We start from the raw sequence: 15,719 nt of genomic DNA, 5'->3' as shown, positions 1-15,719 counted from the left end.
CCGTCATCGCGAGCGCAGCGAAGCGACCCAGGGTAGCGCGACATCCGTGAGCGTGGCGCGGCTGGATTGCTTCGCTGCGCTCGCAAAGACGGCTTGTGTCCGAGACAGCAGCCAGGGCACGCACGAGAGACCGAAGATCCCCCTCCACCTCGTCCTGAGGGGCCGCGTGAGCGGCCCCGAAGGAGGGCTCCAGGGAACACCGAGATATCTGGAGGCCTCCAAGGCCTCCGCTTCGCTCCGGCACCTCAGGACGAGGTGATCTGACAGGACGCACGATGACCGATTTTGCCCCCGTCGACGGCACCGAGATCGCGAAGGCCCTGCGCCAGCGCGCCGCGGAGAAGATCCTCGTCCTCGACGGGGCGATGGGCACCGTCATCCAGCGCCTGAAGTTCTCGGAAGAGGACTTTCGCAGCGACCGGTTCAAGGATCACGGGCACGATCAGAAGGGCAACAACGACCTGCTGATCCTGACCCAGCCCGACGCGATCCGGCAGATCCACCTCGACTACTTCCTGGCCGGCGCCGACGTCTGCGAGACCAACACCTTCTCGGGCACCACCATCGCCCAGGCCGATTACGGAATGGAGTCGATCATCCACGAGCTGAACGCTCAAGGAGCGCGGCTCGCCCGCGAGGCGGCCAAGCTCGCCGAGGAGAAGGACGGCCGCCGCCGCTTCGTGGCCGGTGCCATCGGCCCGACGAACCGCACCCTGTCGATCTCGCCCGACGTGAACAACCCGGGCTTCCGGGCGGTCACCTTCGACCAGGTCAAGCAGGCCTACGTGGAGCAGGTTCGCGGCCTGATCGACGGCGGCGCCGAGCTGATCCTGATCGAGACGATCTTCGACACGCTGAACGCCAAGGCGGCGGTCGCGGCGGCGTGGCAGGTCTTCGACGAGACCGGCATCCGCCTGCCGATCCAGATCTCCGGCACGATCACAGATCTCTCGGGCCGCACCCTGTCGGGCCAGACCCCGGCGGCCTTCTGGCACTCCCTGCGCCATTCCGAGCCGCTGACCTTCGGCCTCAACTGCGCGCTGGGCGCGCGCGAGATGCGCGGCCACATCGCCGAGCTGGCGCGGATCTGCGACACGCTCGTCTGCGCCTACCCGAATGCCGGCCTGCCGAACGAGTTCGGACTCTACGACGAGAGCCCGGAGGCGATGGGCAAGCTGGTCGGCGAGTTCGCCGAATCCGGCCTCGTCAACATGGTCGGCGGCTGCTGCGGCACCACCCCGGACCACATCCGTGCCATCGCCGAAGCGGTGGCCGGCAAGGCGCCGCGGCCGATCCCCGAGGTGCCGCGCCTGATGCGTCTGTCGGGCCTCGAGCCCTTCGTGCTCACGCCGGAAATCCCGTTCGTGAACGTGGGCGAGCGCACGAACGTCACCGGCTCGGCCAAGTTCCGCAAGCTCATCACCAACGGCGACTACGCGGCGGCGCTGGACGTCGCCCGCGATCAGGTGGCGGCCGGTGCCCAGGTGATCGACGTCAACATGGACGAGGGCCTGCTCGACTCACAGAAGGCGATGGTCGAGTTCCTGAACCTCGTCGCCGCCGAGCCCGACATCGCCCGGGTGCCCGTGATGGTCGATTCCTCGAAGTTCGAGGTGATCGAGGCCGGCCTCAAGTGCATCCAGGGCAAGCCGATCGTGAACTCGATCTCCATGAAGGAGGGCGAGGAGAAGTTCGTCGAAGCCGCCAAGATCTGCCGCTCCTACGGGGCCGCCGTGGTGGTGATGGCCTTCGACGAGCAGGGCCAGGCCGATTCGTACGAGCGCAAGGTCGAGATCTGCACCAAGGCTTACCGGATCCTGACCGAGCAGGTCGGCTTCCCGCCCGAGGACATCATCTTCGATCCGAACATCTTCGCCGTTGCCACGGGCATCGAAGAGCACAATCCGTACGGCGTGGCCTTCATCGAGGCGACCCGCACGATCCGCGAGACCCTGCCGCACGCCCACATCTCGGGCGGCGTCTCGAACCTCAGCTTCGCCTTCCGCGGCAACGAGCCGGTACGCGAGGCCATGCACGCGGTGTTCCTGTTCCACTGCATCAAGGCCGGCATGGACATGGGCATCGTCAATGCCGGCCAGCTCGCCGTCTACGACGAGATCCCGGCGGAGCTGCGCGAGCTGTGCGAGGACGTCGTCCTCAACCGCCGCGAGGATTCGACCGAGCGCCTGCTGGAGGCCGCCGAGCGCTTCAAGACCGGCGCCTCGGCCCAGGCCAAGACCGCCGACCTGACCTGGCGCGAGGCTCCGGTCGAGAAGCGGATCGAGCACGCGCTGGTCAACGGCATCACCGAGTACATCGTGGCCGACACCGAGGAGGCGCGGGCCTCAGCCGAGCGCCCGCTCCACGTCATCGAGGGCCCGCTGATGGCCGGCATGAACGTGGTCGGCGACCTGTTCGGCTCCGGCAAGATGTTCCTGCCGCAGGTGGTGAAGTCAGCCCGGGTGATGAAGCAGGCGGTCGCCTATCTCGAGCCGTTCATGGAGGAGGAGAAGCGCGCCAACGGCGGCGACGGCAAGCGCCAGGCCGCCGGCAAGGTGCTGATGGCGACCGTGAAGGGCGACGTCCACGATATCGGCAAGAACATCGTCGGCGTCGTGCTGGCCTGCAACAACTACGAGATCATCGATCTCGGCGTGATGGTGCCGGCCGCCAAGATCCTGGAGACCGCCAAGACCGAGAAAGTCGACATCGTCGGCCTGTCGGGCCTGATCACCCCGTCGCTCGACGAGATGGTCCACGTGGCCGGCGAGATGGAGCGCGAGGGGCTCGACGTGCCGCTGCTGATCGGCGGCGCCACCACCAGCCGCGTCCACACGGCGGTGAAGATCCACCCGGCCTACGCCAAGGGTCAGGCGGTCTACGTCACCGACGCGAGCCGCGCGGTCGGCGTGGTGTCGAGCCTGATCTCGAAGGAGACCCGTGGGCCGACGATCGAGAAGGTCCGGGCCGAGTACGCCAAGGTCGCCGACGCCCACAGGCGCTCGGAGGCCGACAAGCAACGGCTGCCGCTCGCCAAGGCGCGGACCAACGCGTTCAAGATCGACTGGTCGGGCTACAAGCCGGCGAAGCCCTCCTTCACCGGCACGAGGGTCTACGGCTCCTACGAGGTCGCCGACCTCGTGCCCTACATCGACTGGACGCCGTTCCTGCAGACCTACGAGTTCAAGGGCCGCTTCCCGGCGCTCCTGGACGATCCCGAGCAGGGCCCGGCCGCCCGCGCCCTCTACGAGGACGCGCAGGCGATGCTGAAGCAGATCGTCGAGGAGCGCTGGTTCAATCCGAAGGCGGTGATCGGCTTCTGGCCGGCCAACAGCGTCGGCGACGACATCGCGCTCTACACGGGCGAGAGCCGGTCGGAGCGGCTCGCCACCTTCCACGGCCTGCGCCAGCAGCTCTCGAAGCGCGACGGCCGGTCGAACACCTGCCTGTCGGACTTCGTGGCGCCGGCCGAGACCGGCATCGCCGACTATGTCGGCGGCTTCGTGGTGACGGCGGGCCTGGAGGAGGTGCGGATCGCCGAGCGGTTCGAGCGGGCCAACGACGATTACCGGGCGATCCTCGTGAAGGCGCTCGCCGACCGCATCGCCGAGGCCTTCGCCGAGCGGATGCACGAGCGGGTGCGCAAGGAGTTCTGGGGCTACGCGTCCGACGAGGCCTACGCCCCCGAGGAGCTGGTGCTGGAGAAGTACGACGGCATCCGCCCGGCCCCGGGCTACCCGGCCCAGCCCGACCACACCGAGAAGACCACCCTGTTCGACCTGCTGAAGGCGGAGAGCCGGATCGGCGTGAAGCTCACCGAGTCCTACGCGATGTGGCCGGGTTCCTCGGTATCGGGGATCTACATTGCCCACCCGGAGGCGCACTATTTCGGCGTCGCCAAGGTGGAGCGGGATCAGGTCGAGGATTACGCCGCCCGCAAGGGGATGGATGTCCGCGACGTCGAGCGCTGGCTCGGCCCGATCCTGAACTACGATCCGACGCGGTACATGCCGCAGGCGGCGGAGTAGGGGCGGGGCACCACCGTCATCGCGAGCGTAGCGAAGCGAGCCAGGGCCGCACGACATCTGTCGGCGTGACGCCCCTGGATTGCTTCGCTCCTCTCGCAAGGACGGCAGGGCGGCGCGAGCCGCCCATCCAACCTCAGCAGGTCCCCGCACCCCGCGTGTTCACGTACAGTGAATAGACCGAGTGCGTGGACGTCATCAGCAGCAGGTTGCGGTTGAGTCCGCCGAAGCACAGGTTGGCGCAGCGCTCCGGCAGGCGGATCCGGCCGATCAGCTTGGCCTGAGGCGAGAGCACGATGACCCCGTCCTCGGCCTCGCTCATCCCCCAGCCGCACCAGAGATTGCCGTCGACGTCGACCTTAAAGCCGTCCGGCGTGCCGGTCCCGGCATCGTAGAAGACGCGGCCGTTGGCGGTCCTGGTGCCGTTCTCGACCACGTCGTAGACGCGGATCAGGCGGTTGGGCTTCGCCCGGGCCTCGATCACGTAGAGCTTCGACTCGTCCGGCGAGAAGCACAGGCCGTTCGGCCCCGCCACGCCCTCAACCGCGACGCTGGCCTGTCCCGTCTTCGGATCGATCCGGTAGATGTAGCCCGGTAGCTCCGGCGCCGCCATCGACTCGTGCGGGTTCGGCCCGAAGGCCGGATCGGTGAACCAGATCGCCCCATCGGAATGGCAGACCACGTCGTTCGGCGAGTTCAGCGGCTTGCCGTCGAACCGGTCGAGCAGCGTGGTGATGGTGCCGTCATGCTCGGTGCGGGTGACGCTGCGGGTCCTGTGCTGGCAGGTGATCAGCCGGCCCTGCCGGTCGCGGGTGTTGCCGTTGGCGTAGTTCGACGGCTTGCGGAACACCGAGAGCGCGCCGGACGCCTCCTCCCACTTCATGATCCGGTCGTTGACCACGTCGCTGAACAGCAGCGATCCCATGTCGCCGAACCAGACCGGCCCCTCGGCCCAGCGGAAGCCCGTGGCGACCCGCTCGACCGTCGCCGAGGCGAGCCGGTACTTGGCGAAGGCCGGGTCGAGGATCTCGACGGCCGGGTCGGGCACCCGCTGCGACGGCTCCCAGCCCGCCCCGGCCGCCCGCGCGGCGCCGAGCAGGGCCGCTCCGGCGAGCAGGCCCCTGCGCGCGATCGTCACCATGTTACCTCCCTGTGATGGGGCCCGCCGCCTGTTGCCGACGGCTCGGGCCGGTCAGTGAATCTCGGGTTCCGGGATCCCCCCGGCGCCCTCCAGAAAGTCGAAGTCGCAGCCCTCGTTGGCCTGCCGCACGTGCTGGGCGAACAGCCGGTTGTAGCCCCGCGGATAAGACCGGTCCGGCGGCCGGAACGCCTTCACCCGCGCCGCGATCTCGGCGTCGTCGAGGTGCAGGTGGATCCGCCGCCCGGGCACGTCCACGGTGATGAGGTCGCCGTCGCGCACGGCCGCGAGCGGGCCGCCCGCGGCCGATTCCGGCGCCACGTGCAGGATGCAGGCGCCGTAGCTCGTGCCGCTCATCCGCGCGTCCGAGATGCGGACCATGTCGCGCACGCCCTGCCGGAGCAGGACCTTCGGGATCGGAAGCATGCCCCATTCGGGCATGCCGGGGCCGCCGATCGGGCCGGCATTGCGCAGGATCATCACGTGGTCGGGCGTGACGTCGAGGTCGAGGTCGTTCACCGCCGCGCTCATCGCGTCGTAGCTGTCGAAGACCAGCGCGGGACCGGTGTGCTGCAGCAGCCGCGGGTCGGCGGCCGGCGGCTTGATCACGCAGCCGTCCGGGGCGAGGTTGCCGTACAGGATCGCGGTCCCGCCCATGGCCACGATCGGTCGGTCGAGCGGGCGGATCACGTCGTCGTTGAACACCCGCATGCCGGCGAGCCCGTCGCCGATCGTTCCGCCGGTGACCGAGCGGGCGTCGAGGTGAAGGAGGGGGGACAGGCGCGCCATCAGGGCGCGGATGCCGCCCGCGATGTGGAAATCCTCCATGAGCCACTGACCCGAGGGCCGGAGGTTGGCGATGACCGGCACCTTCTGGGCGAACTCGTCGAACTCGGTGAGCTTGACCGGGATACCGGCCCGACCGGCCATGGCCACGAGGTGGATCATCGCGTTGGTGGAGCCGGCGAGCGCGTTGTGGACCACCAGCGCGTTGTCGACCGAGCGGCGGTCGAGGATGTCGGACGGCTTCAGGTCTTCCCAGATCATCTCGACGATGCGCCGGCCGCAGGCGCCGGCCATGCGCGGATGGTCGGCGTCGGCCGCCGGGATCGAGGCCGAGCCGGGCAGGGACAGCCCCAGGGCCTCGGTGATCGCCGTCATGGTCGAGGCCGTGCCCATGGTCATGCAGGTTCCGGCGGAGCGGGCGATGCCCGCCTCCATGTCGTTCCATTCCTGCGTGGTGATGTTCCCGGCCTCCTTCTCGGCCCAGTACTTCCAGACATCCGAGCCCGAGCCCAGGATCGTCCCGCCGAAATGGCCGCGCATCATCGGTCCCGCCGGCAGGAACACCATCGGCAGGTTCATGGAGATCCCGCCCATCACCGTGCCGGGTGTGGTCTTGTCGCAGCCGCCCATCAGCACCGCGCCGTCCACGGGGTGCTGGCGCAGCAGTTCTTCCACCTCCATGGCCAGGAAATTGCGGTAGAGCATCGTGGTCGGCTTGACGAAGTTCTCCGACAGCGACAGCGCCGGCAGCTCGATCGGGAAGCCGCCCGCCTGCCAGACGCCGCGCTTCACGTGCTCGACGCGCTCGCGGAAATGCTGGTGGCAGGGGTTGATGTCGCTCCAGGTGTTGATGATGCCGACGATCGGCTTGCCGGTGAAATCCGCCCGCTCGTAGCCCATCTGCAGCATGCGGGAGCGGTGGCCGAAGCTGCGCAGGTCGGTGGCGCCGAACCAGCGCTGGCTGCGCAGATCCTCCAGGGTCTTCTTGCGCGCGGTCATCGCTCTGTCTCCGGTCTCACGCGTTCGACCCGGCCGGGCGGCCCGCGACGAGCGTGATCGCCGCGGCGGCGAGCGCGCAAGCCGCCAGGAAATAGAGGCCGGCCTCGTAGGTCCCGGTGTAATCCTTCAGCCAGCCCAGGACGTAGGGGCCGACGAAGCCGCCGAGATTGCCGATCGCGTTGATCAGCGCGATCCCCCCGGCGGCCGCGGGCCCGGCCAGGAACTCCCCCGGCATCGCCCAGAAGGCGGGCTTGCTCCCATAGAGCCCGATCGTGGCCACCGACATCGCCGCGAGCGCCCAGAGGCTGCCGAGCATGGGGCCGGAGACGACGAGGCCGAGGGCGGCGACCAGCGCGGCGATCGCGAAGTGCCAGCGGCGCTCGTCGCGCCGGTCCGACGACCAGCTCCAGGCGATCATGCCCAGGGTCCCGACGCCGTAGGGCACCGCCGTCGCGACCCCCGTCTCCCAGTCGGTGAGGTGCAGGCTCTTCAGGATCGGCGGCAGGAAGAAGGTGATGCCGTAGGTGGCGGTACCGATGCTGAAGTACATCGCGCCCAGCGCGAGCACGCGCCGGTCGGTCAGGACCTGCCCCAGAGTGAAGGGCCCGTGGGCCCGGACCGTGCCGTCCCGCTCCGCCGCGATCGCGGTCCCGAGCCACAATCGCTCCTCGGACGTGAGCCACGCGGCCTGTTCGGGCCGGTCGGTCATCAGCGCCAGGACCGCGAAGGCCAGCAAGATCGAGGGCGCCGCCTCGAGGAGGAACAGCCACTGCCAGCCGTGCAGGCCGAGCGCCCCGTCGAGCTGGAGCAGCGCCCCCGAGATCACCGCCGTGAGGGCGTTCGAGCCCGGGACCGCGAGGAACAGCGCGGCGACCACGCGCGCCCGGTACCGCTTCGGGAACCAGTAAGTGAAGTAGAGGATCACGCCGGGGAAGAAGCCGGCCTCGGCCACGCCCAGCAGGAAGCGCAGGGCGAGGAAGCTCGCCGGGCCGGTGATGAGCGCCATGCTGCCCGCCACCAGCCCCCAGGTGACCATGATCCGGGCGATCCAGAGCCGCGCCCCGGCGCGCTCCAGGAGGACGTTGCTCGGCACTTCGAAGATGACGTAGCCGAGGAAGAAGATGCCGGCCGCCCAGCCGTAGACCGTGGCGGAGAACCCGAACTCCCGGCTCAGCCCGAACGCCGCGAAGCCCACGTTGGTCCGGTCCATGTAGGCGACGAAGTAGATCAGGACGATCAGCGGCAGCAGACGCCGCGACACCTTGGCGACCGTCCGCCGCTCGATCTCCGGCGCCGCATCGCCCCCGCGCAACCTCGCCGCCATGGCGTCCCCCCGAGCCGAATCCGACGCGTCCCGGCCCTTTGCCGATCGCGGGCCGGGCCGGAGCGGGCCGGTGCGGCACGCTCAGCGGCCGGTCCGCGTCCGCCAGGCGGCGAAATCGGCGAGGCTCTGCTCGTCGGTGGCAGGGTAGAGGCCGAGGATTGTGCGGCCCTTGCGTACCTCCTCGGTGACGAAATCCTCGTAGGCGGTCATCTCCACGGCCTCGTCGGCGACCGCGTCAGCGAGGTGGGCCGGGATCACCGCCACCCCGTCGCCGTCGCCGACGATCACGTCGCCGGGGAAGACGGGCGCGTCGCCGCAGCCGATCGGCACGTTGATGTCGATCGCCTGGTGGACCGTGAGGTTCGTCGGCGCCGACGGGCGCGCGTGGTAGCTCGGCATCTCCAGCCGGGCGATCTCGTCGGCATCGCGGAAGCCGCCGTCGGTGACGAGCCCGGCGCAGCCGCGCACCATCAGCCGGGTCGCCAGGATCGAGCCCGCGGAGGCGGCCCGGGCGTCCTTCCGGCTGTCGATCACCATCACGGCGCCGGGCGGGCACTCCTCCACGGCCTTGCGCTGCGGGTGCGCGCGGTCGCGGAACACCGTGATCGGGTTCAGGTCCTCCCGGGCCGGGATGTAGCGCAGGGTGTAGGCCTCGCCGACCATCGTCGGGCCGCCGGCCTTCAGGGGCAGCACGCCCTGGATCATCTGGTTGCGGAAGCCGCGCTTGTAGAGGGCGGTCATCAGCGTGGCCGTGCTGACGGTCTTCAGCTTGGCGCGCGTCTCAGGGGACAACCCGGACATCCGCTTCTCCTCCCCGGGCCTCGGTCTCGGCACCCGCGGACGGTGACAATCACGCGTCGCTTGCGCCGGCCTTGGCTCCCGTCCGCGCTGGGCGCGGACTGATATCCCAGCTCTTGAGTAACACGGGGCGCCGCGCCATTGTCAACCGGCGCGGGTCGCGACCGACCCGAGCGGAGATCGACGGGGAAGCCCTTGGCCGAATTGGACTTTGCGGGCGGCAGCGCCTCGGCGGCGGAGGCGCGCAGGCCGCGCTCGCTCGCCGAGACCGCCTACGACGCCATCGAGCAGATGATCATCAGCCGCCGCCTCGCGCCCGGCGCGATGGTCTCCGAAGGCGAACTCGGCGCGGAGCTGGGCCTCGGCCGGACCCCGGTCCGCGAGGCCCTGGCACGGCTGAAGACGATCGGGTTCGTGGAGGTCCACCCGCGCCGCGGCGTCCTCGTCACCCAGGTCGACATCATCAGGCACCTCGAGCTGCTGGAGGTGCGGCGGCCCCTCGACGAGACCGTGGCCCGCTGCGCCATCGCGCGGGGCACCGAGGACGACATGGCGCGGCTGCTGGATCGCGTCGGCGGGCTGCGCCGCACCGCCGAGGCCCGCGACCGGGAAGCGTATTTCCGGCACAAGCGCGCCCTGCACGAGGGGCTGGTCGGCGCCGCCTACAACCCGACGCTCGCCGGCACCATGGCGGCGCTGCACGCGCAGTCGCGACGGTTCTGGTACACCTACGAGCCGACCGCGAGCTTCCCGGACTGCGCGGCGATCCACGCGGCGATCGTGTCGGGCATCGCGGCGCGCGACGCGGAGGCGGCCCTTGCCGGGATCGGGACGCTGTTCGACTTTCTCGACCGGATGACCCGCCGGGCCCTCGACCGGCGCCCCCTGGTCTGACAGGTTGACCGCCCCGAACCCGCCCCTATCCTGAGACTGGGATATCAGACGCATCTCAGCGGCGGGCGGATCCACGGCCGATCCCGGCGCCATGCCCCGGACGCGGCCCGAGCGCCAGGGAGGAACGGCTTGAGCGGATTGCCCCCACGCACCGGCGCGCAGGTGCTCGTCGACCAGCTCCGCGCGCAGGGCGTCGAGCGCGTGACCTGCGTCCCCGGGGAGAGCTACCTCGCGGTGCTCGACGCCCTGCGCGACAGCGGCATCGACGTGCTGGTCTGCCGGCAGGAGGGCGGCGCGGCGATCATGGCCGAGGCCGCCGGCAAGCTCACGGGCCGCCCTGGCATCTGCTTCGTGACCCGGGGGCCCGGCGCCACCAACGCCTCCGCCGGCGTGCACATCGCCCGCCAGGATTCGACGCCGATGATCCTGTTCGTCGGCCAGATCGCCCGGCGCATGCGCGACCGCGAGGCCTTCCAGGAGGTCGACTATCGCCAGATGTTCGGCGGCGTCGCCAAGTGGGCGGTGGAGATCGACGACGCGGCGCGCATCCCGGAGATCCTCGCCCGGGCCTTCCGGGTCGCGCTGCAGGGCCGCCCGGGCCCCGTCGTGGTCGCCCTGCCGGAGGACATGCTCGACGACGTCGCGGCCGTGCCGGACGCGCCGCGCGTCGTCCCGGCCGCGCCGGCCCCGTCGGGGGACGATCTCGCGCACCTGCGGGCCATGCTGGCGGAGGCGCGGCGGCCGGTGGTGCTGCTCGGCGGCTCCCGCTGGACGGAAGGCGCCGTCGCCGCCCTGGCCGCCTGGGCCGAGCGCCACGATCTGCCGGTGGCGGTCTCGTTCCGGCGGGCCCAGCTCTTCCCCGCCGACCACCCGAACTTCGCGGGCGAGCTCGGGATCGGGCCGAACCCGGCGCTGCTCGCCCGGATCCGAGAGGCCGACCTGCTGCTGATGGTGGGCGGGCGCCTCTCCGAGATGCCGGCGCAATCCTACGGCCTGCTCGGCATCCCCGATCCCGGCCTGCCGCTGGTCCACGTCCACGCCGACGCGGCGGAACTCGGCCGGGTCTACCAGCCGGCGCTGGCGATCGAGGCGGCGCCCGAGACCTTCTGCGCGGTCCTGCCGGAGTTCGAGGCCACCGGCACCGGCCGCGCCGCCGAGGCCCATGCCGCCTACCGCGCGTGGTCCGAGACGCCTGAGCCGAAGCCCGGCGCGTTCCAGTACGGCGCGGCGATCGCGTGGCTGCGCCAGCGGCTGCCGCCGGACGCGGTGATCTGCAACGGCGCCGGCAACTTCGCCACCTGGGTCCACCGCTATTACCGGTTCCGCGCCTTCGGCACGCAGCTCGCACCGACCTCCGGCTCGATGGGCTACGGCCTGCCCGCCGCCGTGATGGCGAAGCGCAGCCGCCCGGAACGGATCGTCGTGGCGCTGGCCGGCGACGGCGACGTGATGATGACCGTGCAGGAATTCGCGACCGCGGTTCAGTACGGGATCGCCGTCGTGGTGGTGGTGCTCGACAACGGCATGTACGGCACGATCCGGATGCACCAGGAGCGCGAGTATCCCGGCCGCGTCTCGGCGACCGAGCTGCGTAACCCCGACTTCGCGGCGCTGGCCCGCGCCTTCGGCGGCCACGGCGAACGGGTGGAGCGCACCGAGGAGTTCGCCCCCGCCTTCGAGCGCGGCCTCGCCTCCGGGCTGCCGGCCATGATCCACTGCCTCGTCGATCCCGAGGCGCTGACCCCGACCATGACCCTCGCGGCCATCCGCGAGAAGGCCCTGGCGGCGCAGCGGGGCTGACCGCCCGCGCGCGCCGTCCCGGTGCGGCCCGCCCGCACCCCCACCGAGAGGAGCAGCTCATGACCCTGCGCGGCGAGAACCTGATCGGCGCCGAGGCGCGGCGCGGCACCGAGGCGGCCTTCCGGGCCGTCGAGGCGGCCACCGGACAGGCCCTGGAGCCGGATTTCCCGGGCGCGAGCCGGGGCGACCTCGACCGGGCCTGCGCGCTCGCCGAGGCCGCCTTCGACACCTTCCGCGAGACCGACCCGGAGGCGCGGGCCGGCTTCCTGGAAGCGATCGCCGCGAACATCCTGGAGATCGGGGACGACCTCGTCACCCGCTGCATGGCCGAGACGGGGCTGCCCCGGCCGCGGATCGAGGGCGAGCGCGCCCGGACGGTCGGCCAGCTGCGCCTGTTCGCCGGCGTCGTCCGCGAGGGCAGCTACGTCGAGGCGCGGATCGACCCGGCCCTTCCGGACCGCAAGCCGCTGCCCCGTCCGGACCTGCGCCTGCGCCGGATCGCCGTCGGCCCGGTGGCGGTGTTCGGCGCCTCGAACTTCCCGCTGGCCTTCTCGGTGGCGGGCGGCGACACCGCCTCGGCCCTGGCGGCGGGCTGCCCGGTGGTGGTCAAGGCGCATCCCGCCCATCCCGGCACCTCGGAGCTCGTCGGCCGCGCCGTCCAGAAGGCGGTTGCGTCCTGCGGCCTGCCGGAGGGGACCTTCTCGCTGCTGTTCGATGCCGGCCAGTCGATCGGGCAGGGGCTGGTGGCCGATCCCCGGATCGCGGCAGTCGGCTTCACGGGCTCGCGCCGGGGCGGCACCGCCCTGATGGCGATCGCGGCCGGGCGCCCGTCGCCGATCCCGGTCTACGCCGAGATGAGCAGCATCAACCCGGTGCTGCTGTTCCCCGGCGCGCTCGCCGCGCGGGGTGCCGCGATCGGCAAGGCATTCGCGGCCTCGCTGACGCTCGGCGCCGGGCAGTTCTGCACCAATCCCGGCCTGCTCCTGGCGCTGCCGGGTCCGGGTCTCGACGCCTTCCTCGAGGCGGCCGGCGCGGCCCTGCGCGAGAGCCCGGCCGCGACCATGCTGACGCCCGGCATCCAGCGCGCGTACCGCGAGGCCGTGGCGCGGGTGGCCGGCCACGCCGCCGTCACCCGCATCGCCGAGGGCACGGAGGGCGGGGCGACCCAGGGCCGGGCGACCCTGTTCGCCGCGGACTCGGACGTGTTCCTGGCGGATCCCGAGCTGCAGGAGGAGATGTTCGGCGCCTCGGGGCTCGTGGTGCGCTGCGCGGACTTCGCCGCGATGCGGGCGGTCCTGGAGCGTCTGGAGGGCCAGCTCACGGCCTCGCTGCACCTCGCGCCGGAGGATCACGCGGCCGCCCGGGACCTGCTGCCGCTCCTGGAGCGCCGCGTCGGCCGGATCCTGGTGGACGGGTTCGGAACCGGTGTCGAGGTGGCGCACGCCATGGTGCATGGCGGGCCTTACCCGGCGACCTCGGACGGGCGCACGACCTCGGTGGGCAGCCTCGCGATCGACCGGTTCCTGCGGCCGGTGAGCTACCAGGACGTCCCCGACGCCCTGCTGCCGGCGGCGCTCCAGGCCGCCAACCCGCTGGGCCTGCCCCGCCGGATCGACGGCACGCCCGAGCGCCGCTGAGCCGCTTCGGGCAGGGGCCGGACGGCCGCGATCCGCCGCTTGCCAGGGGCGGGCGCGGCGTCTAGACAGCCTCCGCTCACCTTGGGGCGTCGCCAAGTGGTAAGGCAGCGGTTTTTGGTACCGCCATTCCCAGGTTCGAATCCTGGCGCCCCAGCCAAATTTCCCAAGGGAAACAGGACCTTCGGTGCCGGGACTGAGCGGGTCCGCCGGAACGCGCGGTGTCGCCCCGCGGCACGAGAATCCGCACGGTCCCGAACGGCCCGCGGGCCGTCCGGCGCCGGCGCTCCGCACCGTGAGGCCGAGACGACCGCTGTGGAGAGCGAGACCGCGACGGCTGAGCCCTTCACGATCCCGACAGGCCACCACGTCGACGTGGCCGAGGCCATCGAAATGCGCTCTCAGGCGACGAGCCTCCGCGCCGGCGCTGCGCTGCACGTGGCCGAGAGCGCGATCAACATGAGTTTCCCGAGGACGACATGAGCGACGTGCCCGATCCGAAGCGGAAGGCGATCGCCGACAGCGTGCTGGTTCGTCTCAGCACGTTCGCGTTGGGCATCGGCCTGTACGACGGCATCGCCCGGAGCATCGTCGAGAAGGCGGTCGCCGACATGCCGGAGGCCACCGTCGAGCAGGTCGCGGCGGCGGCGCGGATGATGATGCTGTTCGTGTCGGGCTGAGAGCGGTACATGGCCGGGACAGCGACCCTGCTGGCGTATCCGGTGAAGGGATGACCGCGTGATCCTGCCTCCCCTCCGCCGGACCGCGGCCGACGCGCGGACGGTGGCCACCGTCGCCCACGACGGCCAAGTCGACAAGGCCGGCAGGCCGTATATCGAGCATCTTGCGCGCGTGGCTGCCGGCGTGCTCGGGCTGTCGGAAGGGTGCCCGTTCTGGTCCGACCTGGAGCGGGACGAGGCGCTGCAGGCCGCGTGGCTGCACGATGTGGTCGAGGACACCCGCTACGGGTTCGGGGACTTGGCCAAGGAGGGCTTCAGCGACAACGTGCTGACCTCGGTCGCCATGCTCACGAAGCCCGGAGGTCGCGTCACCTACGCGGCCTGGATCAACAACATCGCGAAAGTGGGCACCCTCCGGGCGACCCTCGTCAAGCTCGCCGACCTCGAGGACAATTCGGATCCCGGGCGTCTGGCGCTCCTGCCCGCGGAGACCCGCGAGCGGCTTCATCTCAAGTACGAGCCTGCCAAGGCAATCCTGCGCGCGGCGGCGGCGGCGAAGGGCTGGCTCGGTTCACCGACGACGGTCGAAGGCAGCGGGCCGCGTTAGCCCAGCGCCTTGCCCATGCGGCGAAGCTTCGCGCGACCGGCGCCGTCCCGCTGTCACGGCCGCGGCATGCGCGGCGACCCGCGCCGCGACACCCCTGATAGCTCGGCGCCGAACCGCCCGCGCGCGTGCACCGCGACAGCGAAGCCGCCGTCGACGGTCAGATGGAGAAGCCGCTCGTCCATCTCGGTCAGCATGGGGTCGGGCTTCACGCGATCGACCAGCCCGTCATCGATCGAGGTCGGCCAGACGACGTGCACCTCCCGGAATGTCACAGCGAACAGGATCGTCAGCATGAACGGCACCCGGTGGCCGAAGCTGTCCCCGAAGAGCAGCGGCCGCCCGCGACCAAGGCCCGGACAATCGAGGGAAGGTCAAATCATCCTCTTCCTAGATCTTGGACGTGCGCCAGCGCACGCGATTTACAATGCTCGCGGTTCGCGCGCGGATGAAGAGCCGATCATGTGAACGTTAATACAAGGGGCCTCGATCTCTGGGGGCATCGCGTGAGCCGTACGTATCCGAACACTCGCAGAGGGCGAGCTTTGCTGTTCAGCCGTCAAGCTGAGCCGACCATTCGGACGTCGGATCTGGTGGGAGCCACGGCCGGGGTCGCACTCTTGGGCGGCCTGTGCTTGCTGCTCGTGGCCCTGCTCACGAGCGAGGCCCAGGGGTTCACGGATCTCACGTCGATCCTCACGGACAGCTAGGAGCCTGTCCGAGTAACGGGGTTTGAAGCCTGGTAGAGGGGGCAAGACGGGAGCCAATGAGGGCGGACCAGCGGCTTCAGCGGCCTGACTGTGCCAGCTTCAGCAGGTTGTGGGCGGTGCAGATCATCGCCCACTCGCCCCGGACCTGATCGAGCCCTCTCATCAGGAACTGTCGGAAGCCTCGGGCCTGCTTGATCTGTCCGAACACCGGCTCGACGACCTGCTTTCTAAGACGGTACCGACTGCGGCGCCCAGCCCGCTTCAGGCGGGCGGCCATCGCGCTCATCAACGGCATCTTGGTCAGCCTCCGGCGGCCGGCTGCGTCCG

General features: G+C 70.8%; 13 protein-coding genes and 1 tRNA gene. 8 read left to right on the top strand and 6 right to left on the bottom strand.

What is annotated here, in order from left to right; all coding sequences use genetic code 11:
- Window positions 1-275 precede the first annotated feature (275 nt).
- Entirely contained in the window at window positions 276-4,028 is a 3,753-nt protein-coding gene (gene metH / locus H288_RS0125270) for a methionine synthase (RefSeq protein ID WP_020095367.1), read from the top strand.
- Window positions 4,029-4,161: 133 nt separating this feature from the next.
- On the opposite strand, the gene H288_RS0125265 is transcribed toward metH, so the two are convergent.
- From H288_RS0125265 to H288_RS0125250, 4 genes are all read right to left on the bottom strand, one after another.
- Window positions 4,162-5,166: an SMP-30/gluconolactonase/LRE family protein gene (locus tag H288_RS0125265; protein WP_020095366.1), complete on the bottom strand. Its 1,005-nt coding sequence runs from the start codon at window positions 5,164-5,166 to the stop codon at window positions 4,162-4,164.
- A gap of 51 nt (window positions 5,167-5,217) precedes the next feature.
- A complete protein-coding gene (gene araD / locus H288_RS0125260) occupies window positions 5,218-6,948 on the bottom strand; it encodes an L-arabinonate dehydratase (protein ID WP_020095365.1) in 1,731 nt (576 codons plus the stop codon).
- Window positions 6,949-6,964: 16 nt separating this feature from the next.
- Window positions 6,965-8,272, bottom strand: coding sequence for an MFS transporter (locus tag H288_RS0125255; RefSeq protein ID WP_020095364.1), 1,308 nt, complete (start codon window positions 8,270-8,272; stop codon window positions 6,965-6,967).
- An 81-nt stretch (window positions 8,273-8,353) separates the two neighbouring features.
- Complete coding sequence (locus tag H288_RS0125250) at window positions 8,354-9,073, bottom strand: ribonuclease activity regulator RraA (RefSeq protein WP_012319094.1); 720 nt, start codon at window positions 9,071-9,073, stop codon at window positions 8,354-8,356.
- Between the two features lie 192 nt (window positions 9,074-9,265).
- Between H288_RS0125250 and H288_RS0125245 the strand changes: the two genes are divergently transcribed.
- The 7 genes from H288_RS0125245 (at window position 9,266) to H288_RS36300 (ending at window position 14,685) form a co-directional block, all read left to right on the top strand.
- Complete coding sequence (locus H288_RS0125245) at window positions 9,266-9,964, top strand: GntR family transcriptional regulator (protein ID WP_026605279.1); 699 nt, start codon at window positions 9,266-9,268, stop codon at window positions 9,962-9,964.
- Window positions 9,965-10,093: 129 nt separating this feature from the next.
- Window positions 10,094-11,764: a thiamine pyrophosphate-binding protein gene (locus H288_RS0125240; RefSeq protein ID WP_026605278.1), complete on the top strand. Its 1,671-nt coding sequence runs from the start codon at window positions 10,094-10,096 to the stop codon at window positions 11,762-11,764.
- A gap of 59 nt (window positions 11,765-11,823) precedes the next feature.
- A complete protein-coding gene (locus H288_RS0125235; RefSeq protein ID WP_020095361.1) occupies window positions 11,824-13,401 on the top strand; it encodes an aldehyde dehydrogenase (NADP(+)) in 1,578 nt (525 codons plus the stop codon).
- Window positions 13,402-13,483: 82 nt separating this feature from the next.
- A tRNA-Gln gene (locus H288_RS0125230) sits at window positions 13,484-13,558 on the top strand.
- A gap of 155 nt (window positions 13,559-13,713) precedes the next feature.
- Window positions 13,714-13,881, top strand: a complete 168-nt coding sequence (locus H288_RS35245) for a hypothetical protein (RefSeq protein WP_020095360.1) — start codon at window positions 13,714-13,716, stop codon at window positions 13,879-13,881.
- Window positions 13,878-14,078: a hypothetical protein gene (locus tag H288_RS0125220; protein WP_020095359.1), complete on the top strand. Its 201-nt coding sequence runs from the start codon at window positions 13,878-13,880 to the stop codon at window positions 14,076-14,078. Before H288_RS35245 ends, H288_RS0125220 begins: the two co-directional genes overlap by 4 nt.
- 58 nt (window positions 14,079-14,136) lie before the next feature.
- Entirely contained in the window at window positions 14,137-14,685 is a 549-nt protein-coding gene (locus tag H288_RS36300) for an HD domain-containing protein (protein ID WP_020095358.1), read from the top strand.
- A 53-nt stretch (window positions 14,686-14,738) separates the two neighbouring features.
- Here H288_RS36300 and H288_RS0125210 read toward each other — a convergent pair whose 3' ends face one another.
- Window positions 14,739-14,978 carry a hypothetical protein gene (locus H288_RS0125210; RefSeq protein ID WP_128083280.1) on the bottom strand — a complete coding sequence of 80 codons (240 nt, stop codon included), beginning with the start codon at window positions 14,976-14,978 and terminating at the stop codon, window positions 14,739-14,741.
- Between the two features lie 490 nt (window positions 14,979-15,468).
- Window positions 15,469-15,719 (bottom strand): transposase (locus H288_RS0125200; RefSeq protein ID WP_020095355.1); only part of this gene is annotated, 251 nt, incomplete at its 5' end.

This window comes from Methylobacterium sp. 285MFTsu5.1, from assembly GCF_000383455.1.
In the GTDB taxonomy this organism is placed as follows: Bacteria; Pseudomonadota; Alphaproteobacteria; order Rhizobiales; family Beijerinckiaceae; genus Methylobacterium.
The sequence above is the reverse complement of the archived record's forward strand: the minus strand, read 5'-3'. Positions and strand labels throughout refer to the sequence as shown.

Coding starts and splice junctions, on each gene's coding strand:
- metH (WP_020095367.1), top strand. CDS start 276: ATGACCGATTTTGCCCCCGTCGACGGCACCGAGATCGCGAAGGCCCTG.
- H288_RS0125265 (WP_020095366.1), bottom strand. CDS start 5,166: ATGGTGACGATCGCGCGCAGGGGCCTGCTCGCCGGAGCGGCCCTGCTC.
- araD (WP_020095365.1), bottom strand. CDS start 6,948: ATGACCGCGCGCAAGAAGACCCTGGAGGATCTGCGCAGCCAGCGCTGG.
- H288_RS0125255 (WP_020095364.1), bottom strand. CDS start 8,272: ATGGCGGCGAGGTTGCGCGGGGGCGATGCGGCGCCGGAGATCGAGCGG.
- H288_RS0125250 (WP_012319094.1), bottom strand. CDS start 9,073: ATGTCCGGGTTGTCCCCTGAGACGCGCGCCAAGCTGAAGACCGTCAGC.
- H288_RS0125235 (WP_020095361.1), top strand. CDS start 11,824: ATGACCCTGCGCGGCGAGAACCTGATCGGCGCCGAGGCGCGGCGCGGC.
- H288_RS0125220 (WP_020095359.1), top strand. CDS start 13,878: ATGAGCGACGTGCCCGATCCGAAGCGGAAGGCGATCGCCGACAGCGTG.
- H288_RS0125210 (WP_128083280.1), bottom strand. CDS start 14,978: ATGCTGACGATCCTGTTCGCTGTGACATTCCGGGAGGTGCACGTCGTC.